The sequence below is a fragment of the Sodalis sp. C49 genome (assembly GCF_046352915.1).
Classification (GTDB): domain Bacteria; phylum Pseudomonadota; class Gammaproteobacteria; order Enterobacterales; family Enterobacteriaceae; genus Acerihabitans.
Genome location: NZ_CP163303.1, coordinates 575,055 through 591,865 on the forward strand (window position 1 = coordinate 575,055; position 16,811 = coordinate 591,865).

Below are 16,811 nucleotides of genomic sequence, written 5' to 3' on the forward strand. Positions count from 1 at the left end.
AGACGACAATGCCCGGTCTCGATGCGAGCCGGGCATCGTGGTTATTGATTGAATTGTAGCGTGACTCCGTCGATGCCGTCTTGCTGTTGCAGGAAAGCGACGGTGCGGCCTCCAACCCGGCGGAATTCCAGCGATACCCTGCCTTCCCCAAGGGGCAAGTCATCCACCGTCAGGCGGTCCACGCCGTCCGGCAATGCGGGACGGTTGACGCGGATCCGGCGGCGGTCGGCGTCGATTTCCAGTCCCAACGTGGCTTGCAGCAGCATGAATACCGCACCTGAAGCCCATGACTGCGGCTGGCACGCCACCGGATAGACGATGGGCTGCTCGCTTGCCGCGCGGGAAAAACCGCAAAACAGCTCGGGCAGACGCAGGGAAAACGCCAGGGCCGCTTCGAACAGATTGCTTAATAGTGCCGCCGTGCCCTGGCGTTCGCCGTAGCGCGCCAGGCCGGCCGCGCACAAACCGACATCATGGGGCCATACCGAGCCGTTGTGATATGACATCGGATTGAAGCGGGCCGCTTCGCCGGACAGCGTGCGAATGCCCCAGCCGGTGTTGAAGGCGGGCGACAGCAGCCGGCGGATCACCTGGGATGCGCGTTGATGGTCCGGCAGGCCGACGTACAGCAGATGGCCGGCATTGGATGCCTCCACCTGGCAGGGCCGGCCGGCGCCGTCCAACGCCAAAGCATAAAAACGGCGCTCCTGCAGCCAGAACCGCTGCTCTACGGTCTGGCGCAACCGTTCCGCCCGTTCGCGCCAGCGCCCGGCGGGTTCCGCCTCGCCCCGTCTGGCCGCCATGCTCGCCATGTCCAGCAGCGCGCGCCAGGCATAGCCCTGCACCTCCACCAGCGCGATAGGGCCTTCGGCCAGCCGTCCGTCGGCATGGGACACCGAATCATGGCTGTCTTTCCAGCCCTGGTTCGCCAGCCCGCTGCGCTCCCCGCGCTGGTAGTCGAGCAGCCCGAGCGGGCTGGCATCCAGCCTGGATTCTATCCAGGCGATGGCGGCGGTCAGCTGCGGCCAGATCCGGCTGATAAACGCCTCGTCCCCGGTGCGCTTATACCAGGCGCCGGCCAGCATGATAAACAGCGGCGTGGTATCCACTCCGCCATAATAAAACCCGAACGGCAGCTCATTGGTGGCGGTCATCTCGCCCTTGCGGGTCTCGTGCATGATCTTGCCCGGTTGGGCATCCCGGAAGGTGGACGCTTCCGCCGCCTGATGGCCGGCCAGATAGGCCAGCACGCCTTTGGCCAGGGCCGGATCGATCCAAAGCGTTTGCAGGGCGGTGATGATGGCATCGCGTCCGAACGGCGTGGAAAACCAGGGAATACCGGCATAAGGATACGGGCCGGTGGGCAAATCGCTGGTCAGCAATGCCAAATCGGCGCGCGCTTTGTCGAGCCAGGCCTGGAACAGCGGCTGGGAGCACGTCAGTTGCGCCCCCCGGCGCCGGCGCTGGCGCATCTTGCGTCTCGCCTCCACCGCGCCGCGCCGGAAACGGCCGGCGGTCGGGATACTGGCTTGCCGGCCGGCTTCCATCAGCAATTGCCAGTGGCCATGGGGCGGCAAGGGTGCCTGAAAGCGCGCCAGGCCTTCGCCCAAGGCCTCCGGCTGCGGTGAAAACGTCAGCGCGGTTTGCCGGCGAACCGCGTCCAGTCCCTGATAGGCCAGGGCGACGCCCTGTTCAATGGGCTGTTGCGCCAGCGTGCTGCCGCGCAACGGCCGCCGGGCTCCGCGAATCTCAAAGATGTCGCGAAAATCGGTAGCGAAACGCAGGCCGACCGGCAGACTCAGCGCGTATTCGCTGTAATTGCGGATGGCGATGCGCAGATACAAGCGGTTTTGCCACAAAAAACAGGTGCGTTCGATATGCAGCGCGTTGGCGGGCAAGGTTTGGCCGTCTACCGTCAGCGGCGGGTTGGTCAGATGCGCGGTAAAGAATACGTTGTCGCGGCTGACGGTCGAGGAGAGAAACGCCGGCTGCACATTATCGCCAATAGTCAGTCCTAGTCCGGACAAGAGGCGGGTATCATCGGTAAAGAGTCCGTCGCTCCGGCCGGTGATATCGCCGAAGTCATCGGTCACCAGAAAGCTGTCGCCTTCCTTAAGGACATACAGCGAGGGACGTTTCGCTTCCGTGTGCAGGGATTGTTCCTGCACGTCGCAGGATGAGCGGGGCTGATTTTCCATGGCGCTTACCCCGCCTTTTCCACATGCAACAGGGCATCGCTGTTGGCGGCCGGCTGCCGCAAACGGCGGTACAATTGTACATAGCGATCGGCCATGACGTCGGCCGAAAAGCGTTGCTCGAACTCTGTCCGTACCCGGCAGCGGTCCAGCGTGTCCACGGCGCGGCAGGCGGCCACCGCCTGCGTTTCGTCTTCTACAATAAAGCCGGTGACACCCGGTTCGATCACTTCCGGCACCGAACCGCAGCGCCAGGCCACGACCGGCGTGCCGCAGGCCATCGCTTCAATCATGACCAGCCCGAACGGCTCCGGCCAGTCGATGGGGAACAGCAACGCCCGCGCCTGGCCGAGGAAATCCGCTTTCTGCCGGTCGTTGATTTCACCGATAAACTCCACGCCGCCGCCCTGCAGCAGCGGTTCAATCACCTGGCGGAAATAGTTTTTATCGGCATCATCCACCTTGGCGGCAATCTTGAGCGGAATCCCGGCCTGACGGGCGATGGCGATAGCCCGATCCGGGCGTTTTTCCGGCGAGATGCGGCCGAGGAAAGCCAGGTAGTCCCCCCGGGGAGCGGCGGTGAACCTATAGCGTTCGGGATCCAGCCCATGCCATACCGTGCCGGCCCAGTTGGCGAACGGCAGCGGCTGGCGCTGCGAATCGGAAATGGATACCAGGGGATATTGCCGCCAGCGATGGAAAGCCGTGGGCAGATCGGTCATATCCAACCGGCCGTGCAACGTGGTCAGGGTCTTGGCGGCCACGGACTCGAAGAACGGGAAATGCAGCAGATCGGTATGGAAATGCAGCACATCGAACTCGCCGGCGCGCTCGCGCAGCTCATCGAACATCACATAATGGGCGGCCAGATCCGATTTCAGCGGAGCGGGATCAAGACGCAGCGCCCGATCGCGGCCGGCATGCAATGGCGCCAGGGTTTGGCTGTCGCCGGAAGCGAACAGCGTGACATCATGTCCTTTTTTAATCAATGCGTCGGTAAGATTGGCGACGATCCGTTCGGTGCCGCCATAGAGTTTGGGGGGAACCGCTTCGTACAGCGGCGCAATTTGAGCAATTTTCATTAGCTTATCTCCATACCAACAATAAGTGATGAAAGGCGCGTCAAACGCAGCGATAGCAAAAAAGAAAATAGGGTGCGTGCGCAAAATTTTCAAGTCCGCAACAGGATTTTGCCGGCCGCGGATAAAACCCTAACGCGGCCAAAGGGTTGGGACGGGATCGTGGGCGAACTGCGCGCATCCTAGCCCGGTAGCGAAAGCCCTTGGCAACATCAGGCCGGCCAATAATTCCCCCAACTTCTCTACGCCTGTTTTCTGCGCCGCGCTCACTTCTCCTCTCTTTCGTGAAGCTGTTCACATATCCCTATGCGGATGCCCAAACTTAAGGTGAAATTTTCGGCGTCTGGCAGAGGAAATATGAAAACAAACTGACTAACTTCGATAATGAAATACCATTTTATTATTTGTGATTGTAAGTTTCATAAAATTGTGAGTGCGCTCACATTACTCGATGTGGCCGTAACTCCGGCGCGCCCAGGCGGGCGTTAACTCTCCCAGAAATGGTAGGTATCGCTGTGAAAATAACGTCAGTTGAGGTCTCTGTTTTTACGTATCCGACACGTCGCGTTTCTGATAGCGCGGGCCATTCGCATCCGGGTGAAGAAAGTCAGGCAAAAATGGCGTTGTTGACGCTGACCACTGACGAGGGTGACTGCGGATATTCATTCGCGCCGCCGGAAGTGGTGCGGCCACACGTGGTCAACGCCTTCTTTAGAAAAGTATTGGTGGGGCAGAATCCGTTTGACCGCGAACGGTTGTGGCAGGATCTGGCGCACTGGCAGCGCGGCAGCGCGCACCAGCTGACCGAACGCGCGCTGTCGTTTGTTGAGCAGGCGCTCTGGGATTTAATCGGCCGTAAACTGAACATGCCGGTGCACAAACTGCTGGGCGGATTCCGGGAAAAAGTGCCGGCATACGGCAGCACCATGTGCGGTGATGAGTTGAAGGGCGGCCTTTCCACGCCGGATGAGTTCGCTCGGTTTGCCGAGAAGCTGGTGGCGCGCGGTTATCAGGCCATCAAGCTGCATACCTGGATGCCGCCGGTGGCGTTCGCGCCAGACCCGAAAATGGACATCAAAGCCTGCGCCGCCGTGCGCGAAGCCGTCGGGCCGGACATCGAACTGATGCTCGACGGTTATCACTGGTACAGCCGCAGCCAGGCGTTGACCATCGGCAAGGCGCTGGAAAAACTCAACTTTGCCTGGTTCGAAGAGCCGATGGAAGAAGAAAGCATGGCCTCCTATGCCTGGCTGGCGGAAAACCTCGCTATCGATGTGATCGGCCCGGAAAGCCTGGGCGGCAAACACCACAGCCGCGCCGACTGGGTGAAGGCGGGCGCCTGCGACATCCTACGCGCCGGAGCCAACGGCGTCGGCGGGATCTCGCCGTGCATGAAAGTCGCCGGTCTGGCTGAAGCGTTCGGCATGGACTGCGAAGTGCACGGCAACGGCGCGGCCAGCCTGGCCGTGGTCGGCGCGATCCGCAATTGCCGGTGGTACGAACGCGGCCTGTTGCATCCGTTCCTCGAATACGACGAACCCGCCGCCTACCTGAACAGTATTGTCGACCCGATGGATAAGCAGGGTTTTGTCCATCTTTCCAATCGCCCCGGCCTCGGAGAGGACATTAATTTTGACTACATAGAAACGCATACCGTCAGCCGCGACTGACCTGCGGGCAGAAAAAATACTAAACCTCTGACTCTACCCGGAAGGTACATCATGAACACTGGCACACCCCCCGGGGCGTGGTTATTCGCGCTCCTGCTGATGATGAGCTGCTGGACGGCGCAGGCGAAAACGCCGCCCGACCAGCTGATCGTCGGCATGAATATGAACAACCTGCTGACGCTCGATCCGGCAGCGATGACCGGCAATGATATCGTCGGTATCGTGGTCAACCTTTATGACCCGCTCATTGAGCTCGATCCGCAACAGCTGACGCATGTGCGTCCGGCGCTGGCGACCTCGTGGCAGGTCAACGATGCCGGCAATCTTCTGACGTTCCATCTGCGCGCAGGCGTGACATTCCACTCCGGCAATCCGGTCACCGCAGACGATGTGGTGTGGTCGATGCGCCGCATTTTGCATTTGAACCTGGCGCAGGCATCGGTATGGAAATCCTATGGATTCAGCAAAGATAACGTCGATGAAATGGTACGCGCGCCGTCGCCTGATACCGTTGAAATCCAACTGCCGAAACCGAATGACCCGAAACTGGTGATCTATTCGCTGGCCGCGCTCGGCAGCGTGGTGGCGTTGGATCGTAAAACGGTGCAGGCACATGAGGTGAACGGCGATTGGGGCAACCGCTGGCTGACCACCAATGAAGCGGGTTCCGGCCCGTTTCGCCTCGACGGGTGGCAGGCCAAAGACGTGCTGAATATGAGCCGCAACCCGCAGTACTGGCGCGGAAATCCACGGCTATCCCGCGTGGTGTTCCGCCATTTTCAGGAATCGCAAACGCTGCGTTTGATGATTGAAAAGGGCGACCTGGATATCGCCAATAACATGGCGGTTGCCGATGTCAACGCGCTCAGCCATGACCCGGCGCTGGTTGTCGAGCAGGTAAAGAAAGGCACGATTTATTACGTGGCGATGAGCATGAAAGATCCGCATTTCGCCAACGCGAAAGTACGCGAAGCTGTGCGTTATCTCATCGATTATCAGGGCATCGGTAAAGCGCTGATGACCGGTTACGGCATTGTGCACCAGCGGCCGATCCAGGTCGGCATGCCGGCAACCCTGCCGGATCCGGGCTACAAACTGGATATTCCGCGCGCCAAAGCGCTGCTGGCCGATGCCGGTTATCCCGACGGCTTTGATACCACGCTGCGGGTGCTGGCCGATCAGCCGTTTCTCAATATCGCGATTGCCGTACAGTCCACGCTGATGCAGGCGGGGATCCGCGCCAAAATAGTCACCGGCACCGGCAACCAGATCTACGGCGCCATGCGTGAACGCAAGTTCGCCATGCTGGTCGGGCGCGGCGGCAGCGGTGTGGAACCGCATCCGCATTCCAGCCTGCGCGCGCTGGTCTATAACCCGGATAACAGCGACGCGGCGCGTCTCACCAATTTCCAGGGCTGGCGCACGGGTTTTTACGATAAACAGCTCAATACAGACATCGACCGGGCGCTGCTGGAACGTGATCCTGAAAAACAAAAGCAGGAGTACTTTGCCATTCAGGAACGCTACGACGCCCTGATCCCGGCGCTGGTGCCGGTTTCGCAAATGATCGATTCCATCGTGGTGCGCAGGGACGTCAAAAACTATCTGCCGCATCCGTCGGCCACCACCTTTTTGCGCGATGTCTATAAAGACGAGAGCCGGCAGCCTGTGTCGCCGGGTGCGCAGCCAGCCGGAGGGAAGGGATTATGACCATGCCCATTCCGGCGCCGGTTACAAAGCAAACCGCGCGCGCGCCTTTCCCCGCGGGGCGGATCGGCAAACGCCTGCTCCAGGTCGTGGTGACGTTGTTCGGCCTGCTGCTGCTGACGTTTTTTATTGGCCGCGTAATGCCGGTGGATCCGGTGCTGGCGATTGTCGGCCCCGACGCCGACCACAGCACTTATCAACAGGTTTACCATCAGCTCGGTTTTGATAAACCGCTGTGGACACAATTCGGCATTTACCTTTCCGGCCTGGCGCACGGTGATTTGGGCAATGCGCTGCTGACCGGCAAGCCGGTGACGCGGGACATTTTGCGCGTGTTCCCGGCCACCATGGAACTGGCGACGCTGGCGATCATTCTCGGTGCCGGCGTCGGCATTCCTCTGGGCGTGCTGGCAGCGGCAAAACGCAACAGCCTTGCGGATTACGTCGTGCGGATTATCAGTCTTGCCGGCTATTCCACGCCGATATTCTGGGTCGGGATGATGGGGCTGCTGGTGTTTTACGCCTGGCTCGGTTGGGTGGGCGGCGCGGGCCGGCTGGATTTCAGCCTCGACGGACAGGTCACGCGCCACAGCGGTTTTATGCTGATCGACGCGCTGATTGCCGGCAACGGGACGGTATTTCGCGACGCGCTTAATCACTTGATCCTGCCTGCGTCGTTACTCGGCTTTCACTCGCTGGCCTATATCAGCCGCATGACGCGTAGCTTTATGCTGGCGCAGCTATCGCAGGAATTCATTATCACCGCCCGGGTGAAAGGCCTGAGCGAATGGCATGTGCTGTGGAATCACGCGTTCCGCAATATTCTGGTCCAGTTGCTGACCGTGGTTGCGCTGGCTTACGGCTCGCTGCTCGAAGGCGCGGTGCTGATTGAAACGGTTTTCTCCTGGCCGGGCTTCGGTTCGTATCTCACCAGCAGCCTGATGCTTGGCGACATGAACGCGGTGATGGGCTGCGTGCTGGTGGTCGGTTTAATTTTCGTGATGCTGAATCTGCTCTCTGACCTGCTGTACCAGGTTTTTGACCCGAGGACAAAAGTATGACGATATCCCTTGATTCTGCGGCGCTCAGCGCCGGTGATGAAAAACGCCGGCGCGTGAAGCGGGCGTTGGGCCGCATCGGCAATTTTTTGTGGCGGATGGCGAGCAACCCGCTGACGGCTATCGGCGGCGCCATTGTTCTGCTGCTGATGGTTGTGGCGCTCTTCGCACCCTGGATCGCGCCGTTCCATCCGCTGGTGCAGGACCTGAATAACGCGCTCAGCCCGCCGTCGGCGGCGCATTGGTTTGGCACCGATGAGTTTGGCCGCGATATCTTCAGCCGGCTGGTTTACGGCTCGCGCATCACGCTGTATATCGTGCTGCTGGTCTCCGTCACCGTCGGGCCGCTCGGGTTGCTGCTCGGCGTCACCGCGGGTTATTTCGGCGGTAAAACGGATATGGTGCTGATGCGGGTGACGGATATTTTCATCTCCTTTCCGAGCCTGGTGCTGGCGCTGGCGTTTGTCGCCGCGCTCGGCCCGGGGCTGGAACATGTGGTGATCGCCATTACGCTCACCGCCTGGCCGCCGATTGCGCGCCTGGCCCGCGCTGAAACGCTCTCGCTGCGCCAGGCCGATTTTATCTCGGCGGTGCGTTTGCTGGGCGCATCCCCGGCGCGGGTGTTGTGGCGCCACATTGTGCCGCTGTGTCTGCCGTCGGTCATTATCCGTATCACCATGAACATGGCGGGAATTATTCTCACCGCCGCGGGCCTGGGGTTCCTCGGCCTGGGCGCGCAGCCGCCCGATCCCGAGTGGGGCGCAATGATTTCCAGTGGCCGGACGTACATGATGGAGTGTTGGTGGGTTGCGACCTTTCCCGGTCTGGCGATCATGATTAACAGCCTGGCGTTCAACTTTTTAGGAGATGGCCTGCGTGACATCCTCGATCCCCGTAGTGAATGACGCCCCGGCGTTACTCGATGTGCGCGATCTGCACGTCAGCTTTGTCAATGGACGTCAGGAAACGCAGGCGGTGCGCGGCGTTTCCTTCCAACTCGGGCGGGAAAAACTGGCGATTGTCGGTGAATCCGGTTCGGGCAAATCCACCGTCGGACGGGCGCTGTTGCAGCTTCATCCGGCAAAAGCACGCATTACCGCTGAAAAAATGCAGTTCGGTGATATCGATTTGCTTAACGCCAGCCCGCGGCAGATGCGGCGGGTGCGCGGGAAACGCATATCGATGATTATGCAGGACCCGAAATACTCGCTCAATCCGGTACTCTGCGTCGGCGATCAAATTGCCGAAGCGTGGCGTTCGCATCACACCTGTTCCTATCGGGAGGCGAAAAGCAAAGTGCTCAATATGCTCGATGTGGTGCGCATCCGCGATCCGCAACGTGTTTATCATCTGTATCCGCATGAGATTTCAGGCGGGCAGGGGCAGCGCATCATGATCGCCATGATGCTTATCACTGACCCGGAAATGGTGATTGCCGATGAGCCGACCTCCGCGCTGGACGTCTCGGTGCGTTTACAGGTGCTTGCGCTGCTCGACGATCTGGTGAAAACCCGTGGACTGGGACTGATTTTTATCAGCCATGACATCAATCTGGTGCGCAGCTTCTGCGACCGCGTGCTGGTGATGTATGCCGGACGCATTGTGGAGTCGATTGCCGCCACCGATCTGGATAATGCGCGGCATCCCTATACGCGCGGTTTGCTTAGCGCGCTGCCGGACATGGATAACCGTCGTTATCCGCTGCCGGTGATGCACCGTCAGGCCAGCTGGCTTACCGATTAAGGAGCCGAAATGCAAACGAAAACCATGATCGACGTGCGCAATCTGAATCTTGCGTTCGGCGAAGGCGCGAAAACCACCCAGGTACTGACGGAGGTGAATATCGATGTCCGTGAAGGAGAAATCTTCGGGCTGGTGGGGGAGTCGGGCTCCGGGAAAACCACGGTGCTGAAATGTCTCGCCGGGCTGTTTACCCATTGGCGCGGTGAGCTGGAAATCGACGGTCAGCCGCTCCAGCACCGCATTGGCCGCGGCCGTTGCCGTCTGGTGCAAATGGTGTTTCAGGATCCCTATGGCTCGCTGCATCCCCGTCACACGATCGGCGATATTCTTGAGGAGCCGTTGCAAATCCACCGTATCGATCAGCGTGATCGGCGGATTAACATTATCCTGGACAAAGTCGGTCTGAACCGCGCGTTCCGCCGGCGGTATCCGCATCAGCTTTCCGGTGGCCAGCGGCAGCGTGTCGCTATCGCCCGCGCGCTGATCCTCAAGCCGCGCGTACTGCTGCTTGACGAACCGACTTCGGCGCTGGATGTGTCGGTGCAGGCGGAAATCCTCAATTTGTTGTTCGACCTGCAGAAAGAGGAAGGGCTGACCTATTTGATGGTGACGCATGATCTGGGCGTCATCGCCCACCTCTGCCAGCGTGTTGCCGTCATGCAATACGGCAAAATCCTCGAAACGCTGGAAACCGACGCGCTGCTGCGCGGCGATATTCAGCAGGATTACACCCGCGTGCTGGTCGATGCCAGCCGCAATTACAGCAGGGAAATGGCGGCAAAAGTGATGTTATAGGGACCGCACCTTCCCTTCAGCGTTCAGCGTTCAGCGGGGTTTGGCTTGCTGGATAACATTGTCGGATTCAGGCATGTGGGGCAATTCTCTATCGCGCCGGAATGGGTCCTGGATATGGCCCTTAAAAAGCCGCTTAAAAGTAGGACCGGGATGTCTATCGGCGATACATTTGGGTTAATGCCGAGGCCAGTTCGCGCAAGCTTTTTTTGAGTTCATCATAATCACCGGGCACATGATCAAAATGGGGGCAGGTTATCACCGCCTCGGCCCGGTCGTCATGGCCCAAAACAGGGAACGAGACCGATGTCAGGCCGATTATCCGGTCGTGTTTGATCTCGGAAAATCCTTGCTCGCCGATTTGCGCTAATTGTTGATGCAGGTTGGCCCGCAGTTCCGGTCCCAGCGGGGCATGACGAATAAGGCGCAGTGCGGCCTGGTCGGAGGCCATTGCCAGGAACAACAACGCCGAGCTGGATTTAACCGCATTCAGGGTAGCCCCTGCGCGGGCGCCAATGGCGGGGGAGAATTCAGGATAAGCATGCGCCAGCACCACAAAATCATCTTCCTTCAACGAGGCTAAGTGGCAGGGCTGATTGGTTTGCCAGGAGAAATCGCGCATCAGGCGCTGGCACTGCTCGGAAAGGGCGAATTGCTGGATTGGACTGACGGCGTATTTGACTTGCACCTTATCGGTCAGATGGTAAAGCCGGGCGGCATCTTGATACAAATAGCCTTCTGCCGACAGGCACTGCACGATGCGATAAATGTGATTGAATGACAGCCCTAGTTCAGCCGCCAATTGCCCCATACTTTTCGGCGCCCCGGTTTTGGCGAAGTATTCGATAATTTTAAGTCCGCGAGTGAGGGCCGGCGCTTTGTATTCCTGGCTGGGCGTATTCATGGTGGCTTTCGGTTATCAGGCGCAAAAGGATAAATCCTACCTTAGGTAACCCCGCTGGCGCTGTCAAAAATAACTGCTGCTATCCGCGCGGGCAAGAATCGCAGCAGTAGGGCGCCGCGCCTAGCGCGGGATGATATCCGCCCGTTCGGTGGATTTTTGCGGCGTTTCGCTGCGGCGCAAATAGCGGATAACCAGCAAGGTGACCACGCCGCCGACGGCCATGCAAACGCCGAGGTAATACATAGGGGCGCTGCTGCTGCCGGTCATATCACGGATCGCCGGAACCGTATTCTGCGCAAAAAATCCGCCCAGGTTGGCCAGGGAATTGATGGCGGCCAGCCCGGCTGCCGCGGCGCTGCCGCTCAGAAAACGCGTCAGGTTCCAAAAGCACGGCTGGATGGAAAATATCGCCATTATCACCAGGGTAATCGAGAAAAAACTCAGTACGGGCGTGTTGATAAACCAGGCGCTGGCCACCAGGAACACCGCCGCGACGAACATCGGCAGCGCAATGTTGAGCACCGGGCTGGCGGTGCGACCCGGTTTCGCGGTTAACCACCACAGCAGCAGAATCGACATCAGCCAGGGCAGCATATTAATAAAGCCATTATGCAAGTCGGATACGCCGAATCCTTTGACGATAGTGGGCATCCAGTAGCTCAAGCCGTAGGCGCCAAAGGAAATAAACCCAAGCACCAACGCCAGCAGAAGGACGCGGCGGTCGATCAACGTCTGCAATACGCCGGTTATGCGATGATCCTGATGGGCCTCGCGCTCAAGGTCGAGACGGTTGACCAGCCAGCGCTTTTCCGTTTCGTCCAGGAAGTTGGCTTTTTCAGGGGTTTCGGCTAAAAACATCACGACCGGAATAATCAACAGCACCGCCGGCACGCCGGTGCCGATAAAAATCCACTGCCAGCCGTCAAGCCCCAGTACGCCGTGCATGCTGAGCAACATCCCGTTGAGCGGGGCGCCGACCAGATTGGCAAACAGGCTGGCCATAATGAGATAGCTGACGACTTTTGGCCGATATTCAAGCGGGAACCAGCGGGTCATATAATAAAGCAAACCGGGATACAGTCCTGCCTCGGCCGCGCCGATTAAAAACCGTAAGATATAAAACATGGTGGCGCTGGTGGTAAAAGCCAGCAGAATGGTAATGATACCCCACGTGATCATGATGCGGGCAAACCAAATACGCGGACCTATTTTATGCAAAAAGATATTGCTTGGAATTTCAAAAAATAAATAACCGATAAAAAATAGCGATGCGCCCAGGCCAAAGGCGGTTTCGCTTAAGCCCAGGCTATCAACCATATGTAATTTGGCAAAACCGATATTCTGCCGGTCGATATAAGCAATAATATACATTAATAACATTAGAGGGATAATTTTGACGCTTATTTTTTTCATCAGCGCCTTTTCTTCGAGGTGGATATGACTTTCCATTTTTCAGACTCCAGGCAATAAAAGGTGAGGGCACCCAGTGAACCGCTTATTGTCTCGCAGAAGGATAGGCTTACCGCAATAAGCGGCGGCTACATAATGCCGAATTTCTCAAAGGCATCGGTGGTGCGCATACCTTGCCGTAACGCCTCCAATACGTTATTTTCGCCTTTGGCTTTCTCGAATGCGCCGTGGAACGCATCGTCCACTGCGGCGGCAGGCACCACCAGTACGCCGTCGCGGTCCCCGTAAATGACGTCGCCGGGCATCACTTTGATGCCGTCCAATTCTATCGGTACCCGCCAGTCCACCACTTTGCCGCGCGGCCCTTGATCCTGCGCATAACTGCCGAAAGACGCTACCGGAAACCGTAATTTCAGAATTTCGTTGGTATCGCGGTGAAAACCGTGAACGACCGCGCCCGCCGCGCCGCAATAAAGGGCGCGGGTCGCCATTAATCCGCCAAATTGGGCATAGCGATGGGAACCGCCGGCGCAAATGTAAACCTCGTCCTTTTGCAGGTCGTCCAGGGCCTGGAACATCAGGCCGAATGGCTGGGCGCTCAGAGGATTATGACCCTCATATTGCGTATCGAAAAAATCCGCTTCCAGTACCGGCATGGCGCGACCGAGGATCACCGCGGCGGGATCGACGGGTTTCAAGTGCGGATGTAAATACTGGTGCTGCAAACCCATGGTATCCAGGATATCGCCCACCAACGCCACGAATAATTTTTCACGCGCCAGGGCAAACAGGGCGGCATCATCAGGCCAATGGTTTTTCATCGTTCTCTCCAGTCGATTCATCATCAAGTGCAAGGGTTGGAATGGTCGCCGTCATGGCGGCCTGGGCTGAGGGTAATACGCAGGCGCTACTCGGGGTGCGGTTCCCGGTCGATATGATCGCCGGAGTGACCTACCAGGAAGTCCAGATCGGCGCCGAGATGAGCCTGCTGCACGGTCGCGATATATAAACTGGCATAGCCGCGCGTGATGGCGGGCAGCGTCGGCGTCCAGCGCTGCCGGCGCCGGGCCAGCTCATCCTCGGACACGCGCAAATGCAGGATTTTTTCCCGGGCGTCCAGCTCGATAAAATCGCCGGTCTGCACCAGGGCCAGCGTGCCGCCAATCTCCGATTCCGGGCTGACGTGCAGGACAATAGTGCCGAAAGCGGTGCCGGACATGCGCCCGTCGGAGATGCGCACCATATCCCGCACACCTTCGAGCAAAAGTTTTTTCGGCAAGCCGAAATTGCCTACCTCGGGCATTCCCGGATAGCCGCGCGGGCCGGCGCCTTTCATCACCAGGATGTCGTCTTTTTCCACCGGCAGGGTCAAATCGTTAATCACCGCGTTATAGTGTTCGATATTCTCGAATACGAACGCCCGTCCGGTATGGCACAACAGATCAGGTGAAGCGGCGGAGGGCTTGATTATTGCGCCGTCGGGGGCGAGATTGCCGCGCAACACCACGGTGCCGGCGTCTTCTTGCACCGGGGCGGCGGCATCGGCGATCACCGCATTGTTATAACTGCGGCCGCCACGGTAGTTATCCGTCAGGCACAGGCCGTTGGCCTGTATCACCTCGCCGTGCAGCCGGTGCGCCAACTGGCTGATGACCGCCGGTACCCCGCCGGCGTAATAAAAATCTTCCATCAGGTAGTCGCCCGAGGGTTTCAGGTTAGCCAGCAGCGGCACGCGTTGGCTGAGGCGATCAAAGTCATCCAGCGTCAATTCCACCCCCAGCCGTCCGGCAATGGCCAGCAGGTGCAGGATAAAATTGGTTGAGCCGCCGATCGCCGCGTTAACCACGATGGCGTTTTCAAATGCTTGCCGCGTCAGGATCTGCGATAACCGCTGGTCTTGCTCGACCATGGCCACAATGCGCCGGCCGGCGAGGCGCGATAGGCGCCGGCGGTTGGCATCCACCGCCGGAATGGCGGCGCCCCCCGGCAGCGTCAGGCCCAGGGCCTCCACCATGCAGGCGAGGGTAGACGCGGTGCCCATGGTGTTACAGGCGCCGGGACTGCGGGACATGCTGTTTTCCGCCTGATCAAACGCCTCCTGGGTGATTTTTTGCGCGCGCAAATCTTCGCTGAATTTCCACAGATCGGTGCCGGAACCCAGATCTTTGCCATGGTGTTTGCCGTTAAGCATCGGGCCGCCGCTGACCACGATGGTGGGCAGATCGACGCTGGCGGCGCCCATCAGGCAGGCGGGCGTGGTTTTATCGCAATTGACCAGCAGCACGACCCCGTCTATGGGATTTGCGCGGATCGTTTCTTCCACGTCCATGCTGGCAAGATTGCGAAATAACATGGTGGTGGGCTTCATGAGCGCTTCGCCCAGGGACATCACCGGGAATTCGAACGCAATGCCGCCGGCTTCCAGCACGCCCTGTTTTACCTGGTCGGCCAGGTCGCGCAAATGCGCATTACATGGCGTGAGCTCCGACCACGTATTACAAATGCCGATAACCGGCCGGCCGTCAAAAACATCGTTTGGCAAGCCTTGGTTTTTCAACCAGCTGCGGGCGATAAAACCGGATTTATCCGTTCGTCCAAACCATTCCTGGCTTCGTCTCTTGTTCGTCATCGTTTATGCACTCTGTTTCGCGCAATGGCGCCCGTGGTTATCCGCCGATCATGACTGGTCTTTATCATGTGCCGACCTGTTATCTTGGCTTCAATGTGTTGACATAATGACGGATTCTAGGAGGCTTGCCGATCAAGTCAACCTGGGGGCGGCATCATTCTTTTTTTCGGTTTTGCGATAAAAAAGGCATTTCATTGCAAGGATACATCTCGGACTTTTATATATAAAAATCCGGTGATTGTCTGAGAGGAATTATGCGAATAAAAAATATTTGATTCAGAGAGTTAATCGCGTAAAGATGCATAATGATTTTTATATATAAAAGTCAAAAAATTTTCTTCTTATATTGAATTTGCGACGGAAATCACGCTTATGTGATGAATATGATACCTGAAGTCTGGTCTCCACCCGCGATTAAAGTCCGCCTTATCCTCGCGTGCGCGCGGCGCAAATAACGTCAGTCCAGTGCGGCCAAAGCGCTTGCTTATGTAAGCCGATGCCGACTGGCGCCCGGCGGCTGGCCGATGACGCGCTTGAAGGCGCGACTGAATGCAGCCTGAGAGGTGTAGCCGAGACGCTGGGCGACGGCGTCGATGGACAATCTCTCGTGAAGCAGCCATTGGCTGGCAAGACGCATCCGCAGCTCCGTGGCATAGCGCAGGGGCGGCATTCCGATGGTGGCGTGAAAGCGTTGCGCGAAGACAGAACGAGAGACATGCGACTCCGCGGCCAACGCTGTAACTGTCCATGCACGGCCAGGCTGGCGGTGCAACGCCAATATGGCGCGGGCCAGGCGCGGATCACGCAATGCCGCGACAAGACCAGAGGCGTTCTCACAACCGCATTCGATCCAGCCGCGCACGATCATGGCTCCTGCCACCTCAGCGAGCCGGGCCAGAATACCGGCGAAGCCGATGCGGCCTGCGCAGATTTCACGTTTCATTGCGTCAAGAATCGCCAGCAAACCAGGGTAGCGCTGCTCTTGTGTGTCAGCCACCATGACGCTTGGCATCATCTTGCCGAGTCCCTGCATGGCGCCGAGATCGAACTCCATGCAGCCGTAAAAGAGAACCGCGCTGGGCGTAGCATGCGTACTGGGGCATGTGTTCACCCCGCTCACGGCCTCACCGAGGGGCGCGGCGTCGAACATGCCGATGTCCTGAAATGAAACTTCGGCCGCGGATAGCAGTTGATGAGCCTCGCCTTGAGGCATGAACACGGCGCTACCCGCAGACAATGCATGCAACCTACCATCACCGGTGCGCAGTACGGCATTGCCGACGGCCAGGAAATGGAAGTAAGCATGTCCCGGCCTGGCATCGAAACCCAGGCCAAAGGTGGGGCCGGTCTGGATGCGGCGGTACTGAACACCCTGCAGGCGCATGCCGGTCAGCAGTTCGCTGATGAGATCTGACGATAGGGCAAATTGTTCTTGTTCAGTCATTTTCGGCGTTTCGAGCAAAACATCAAGACTTAGCATCATAGATCATCCTGCGTTGCGCCGCTAGACTTGCGGCTACAACCAATAGCCAGGGATGTTCGAGATGAGTAATGACGTTTTTGATGGCCGGCCCACCGCCAACACAGGCAGTGCGGCCGGTGTAGCGCCTGCGGCACCCGCGTG

General features: G+C 58.6%; 13 protein-coding genes. 6 read left to right on the plus strand and 7 right to left on the minus strand.

What is annotated here, in order from left to right:
• Positions 1-41 precede the first annotated feature (41 nt).
• Together ABUK12_RS02515 and ABUK12_RS02520 are read right to left on the minus strand one after the other, a co-directional pair.
• On the minus strand, positions 42-2,198 hold the full coding sequence (locus tag ABUK12_RS02515; protein ID WP_410014810.1) for a glycogen debranching N-terminal domain-containing protein: 2,157 nt from the start codon (positions 2,196-2,198) through the stop codon (positions 42-44).
• A gap of 5 nt (positions 2,199-2,203) precedes the next feature.
• Positions 2,204-3,277 (minus strand): glycosyltransferase family 4 protein, encoded by a 1,074-nt coding sequence (locus tag ABUK12_RS02520; protein ID WP_410014811.1) that lies wholly within the window; start codon positions 3,275-3,277, stop codon positions 2,204-2,206.
• Between the two features lie 512 nt (positions 3,278-3,789).
• On the opposite strand from ABUK12_RS02520, the gene ABUK12_RS02525 reads away from it, so the two are divergent.
• From ABUK12_RS02525 to ABUK12_RS02550, 6 genes are read left to right on the plus strand one after another with little or no spacing between them, the layout of a single operon-like run.
• Positions 3,790-4,944 carry a mandelate racemase family protein gene (locus tag ABUK12_RS02525; protein WP_410014812.1) on the plus strand — a complete coding sequence of 385 codons (1,155 nt, stop codon included), beginning with the start codon at positions 3,790-3,792 and terminating at the stop codon, positions 4,942-4,944.
• Positions 4,945-4,995: 51 nt separating this feature from the next.
• Positions 4,996-6,654, plus strand: a complete 1,659-nt coding sequence (locus ABUK12_RS02530) for an ABC transporter substrate-binding protein (RefSeq protein ID WP_410014813.1) — start codon at positions 4,996-4,998, stop codon at positions 6,652-6,654.
• A 2-nt stretch (positions 6,655-6,656) separates the two neighbouring features.
• Positions 6,657-7,712 (plus strand): ABC transporter permease, encoded by a 1,056-nt coding sequence (locus tag ABUK12_RS02535; protein WP_410016806.1) that lies wholly within the window; start codon positions 6,657-6,659, stop codon positions 7,710-7,712.
• Positions 7,709-8,614, plus strand: a complete 906-nt coding sequence (locus ABUK12_RS02540) for an ABC transporter permease (protein WP_410014814.1) — start codon at positions 7,709-7,711, stop codon at positions 8,612-8,614. Before ABUK12_RS02535 ends, ABUK12_RS02540 begins: the two co-directional genes overlap by 4 nt.
• Positions 8,586-9,452 (plus strand): ABC transporter ATP-binding protein, encoded by an 867-nt coding sequence (locus ABUK12_RS02545; protein WP_410014815.1) that lies wholly within the window; start codon positions 8,586-8,588, stop codon positions 9,450-9,452. The genes ABUK12_RS02540 and ABUK12_RS02545 overlap by 29 nt, the downstream gene beginning before the upstream one ends.
• 24 nt (positions 9,453-9,476) lie before the next feature.
• The gene (locus tag ABUK12_RS02550) at positions 9,477-10,247 is read left to right on the plus strand and encodes an ABC transporter ATP-binding protein (RefSeq protein WP_410016807.1); all 771 of its coding nucleotides are present in this window, start codon (positions 9,477-9,479) and stop codon (positions 10,245-10,247) included.
• A gap of 154 nt (positions 10,248-10,401) precedes the next feature.
• Here the strand turns inward: ABUK12_RS02550 and ABUK12_RS02555 are convergent, their stop codons facing one another.
• From ABUK12_RS02555 to ABUK12_RS02575, 5 genes are all read right to left on the minus strand, one after another.
• Entirely contained in the window at positions 10,402-11,148 is a 747-nt protein-coding gene (locus tag ABUK12_RS02555) for an IclR family transcriptional regulator (RefSeq protein WP_410014816.1), read from the minus strand.
• Positions 11,149-11,268: 120 nt separating this feature from the next.
• Positions 11,269-12,597 (minus strand): MFS transporter, encoded by a 1,329-nt coding sequence (locus ABUK12_RS02560; protein WP_410014817.1) that lies wholly within the window; start codon positions 12,595-12,597, stop codon positions 11,269-11,271.
• 89 nt (positions 12,598-12,686) lie between these two features.
• Positions 12,687-13,379 carry an RraA family protein gene (locus ABUK12_RS02565; RefSeq protein WP_410014818.1) on the minus strand — a complete coding sequence of 231 codons (693 nt, stop codon included), beginning with the start codon at positions 13,377-13,379 and terminating at the stop codon, positions 12,687-12,689.
• Between the two features lie 86 nt (positions 13,380-13,465).
• Entirely contained in the window at positions 13,466-15,187 is a 1,722-nt protein-coding gene (locus ABUK12_RS02570) for an IlvD/Edd family dehydratase (protein WP_410014819.1), read from the minus strand.
• Positions 15,188-15,671: 484 nt separating this feature from the next.
• Positions 15,672-16,670, minus strand: a complete 999-nt coding sequence (locus ABUK12_RS02575) for an AraC family transcriptional regulator (protein ID WP_410014820.1) — start codon at positions 16,668-16,670, stop codon at positions 15,672-15,674.
• Positions 16,671-16,811: the final 141 nt, after the last annotated feature.

What these genes read in the sequence shown, in the direction of transcription:
- ABUK12_RS02555 (WP_410014816.1), bottom strand. Translation starts at nt 11,148, where the DNA reads ATGAATACGCCCAGCCAGGAATACAAAGCGCCGGCCCTCACTCGCGGA.
- ABUK12_RS02530 (WP_410014813.1), top strand. Translation starts at nt 4,996, where the DNA reads ATGAACACTGGCACACCCCCCGGGGCGTGGTTATTCGCGCTCCTGCTG.
- ABUK12_RS02520 (WP_410014811.1), bottom strand. Translation starts at nt 3,277, where the DNA reads ATGAAAATTGCTCAAATTGCGCCGCTGTACGAAGCGGTTCCCCCCAAA.
- ABUK12_RS02515 (WP_410014810.1), bottom strand. Translation starts at nt 2,198, where the DNA reads ATGGAAAATCAGCCCCGCTCATCCTGCGACGTGCAGGAACAATCCCTG.
- ABUK12_RS02535 (WP_410016806.1), top strand. Translation starts at nt 6,657, where the DNA reads ATGCCCATTCCGGCGCCGGTTACAAAGCAAACCGCGCGCGCGCCTTTC.
- ABUK12_RS02565 (WP_410014818.1), bottom strand. Translation starts at nt 13,379, where the DNA reads ATGAAAAACCATTGGCCTGATGATGCCGCCCTGTTTGCCCTGGCGCGT.
- ABUK12_RS02570 (WP_410014819.1), bottom strand. Translation starts at nt 15,187, where the DNA reads ATGACGAACAAGAGACGAAGCCAGGAATGGTTTGGACGAACGGATAAA.
- ABUK12_RS02560 (WP_410014817.1), bottom strand. Translation starts at nt 12,597, where the DNA reads ATGGAAAGTCATATCCACCTCGAAGAAAAGGCGCTGATGAAAAAAATA.
- ABUK12_RS02540 (WP_410014814.1), top strand. Translation starts at nt 7,709, where the DNA reads ATGACGATATCCCTTGATTCTGCGGCGCTCAGCGCCGGTGATGAAAAA.
- ABUK12_RS02550 (WP_410016807.1), top strand. Translation starts at nt 9,477, where the DNA reads ATGATCGACGTGCGCAATCTGAATCTTGCGTTCGGCGAAGGCGCGAAA.
- ABUK12_RS02575 (WP_410014820.1), bottom strand. Translation starts at nt 16,670, where the DNA reads ATGATGCTAAGTCTTGATGTTTTGCTCGAAACGCCGAAAATGACTGAA.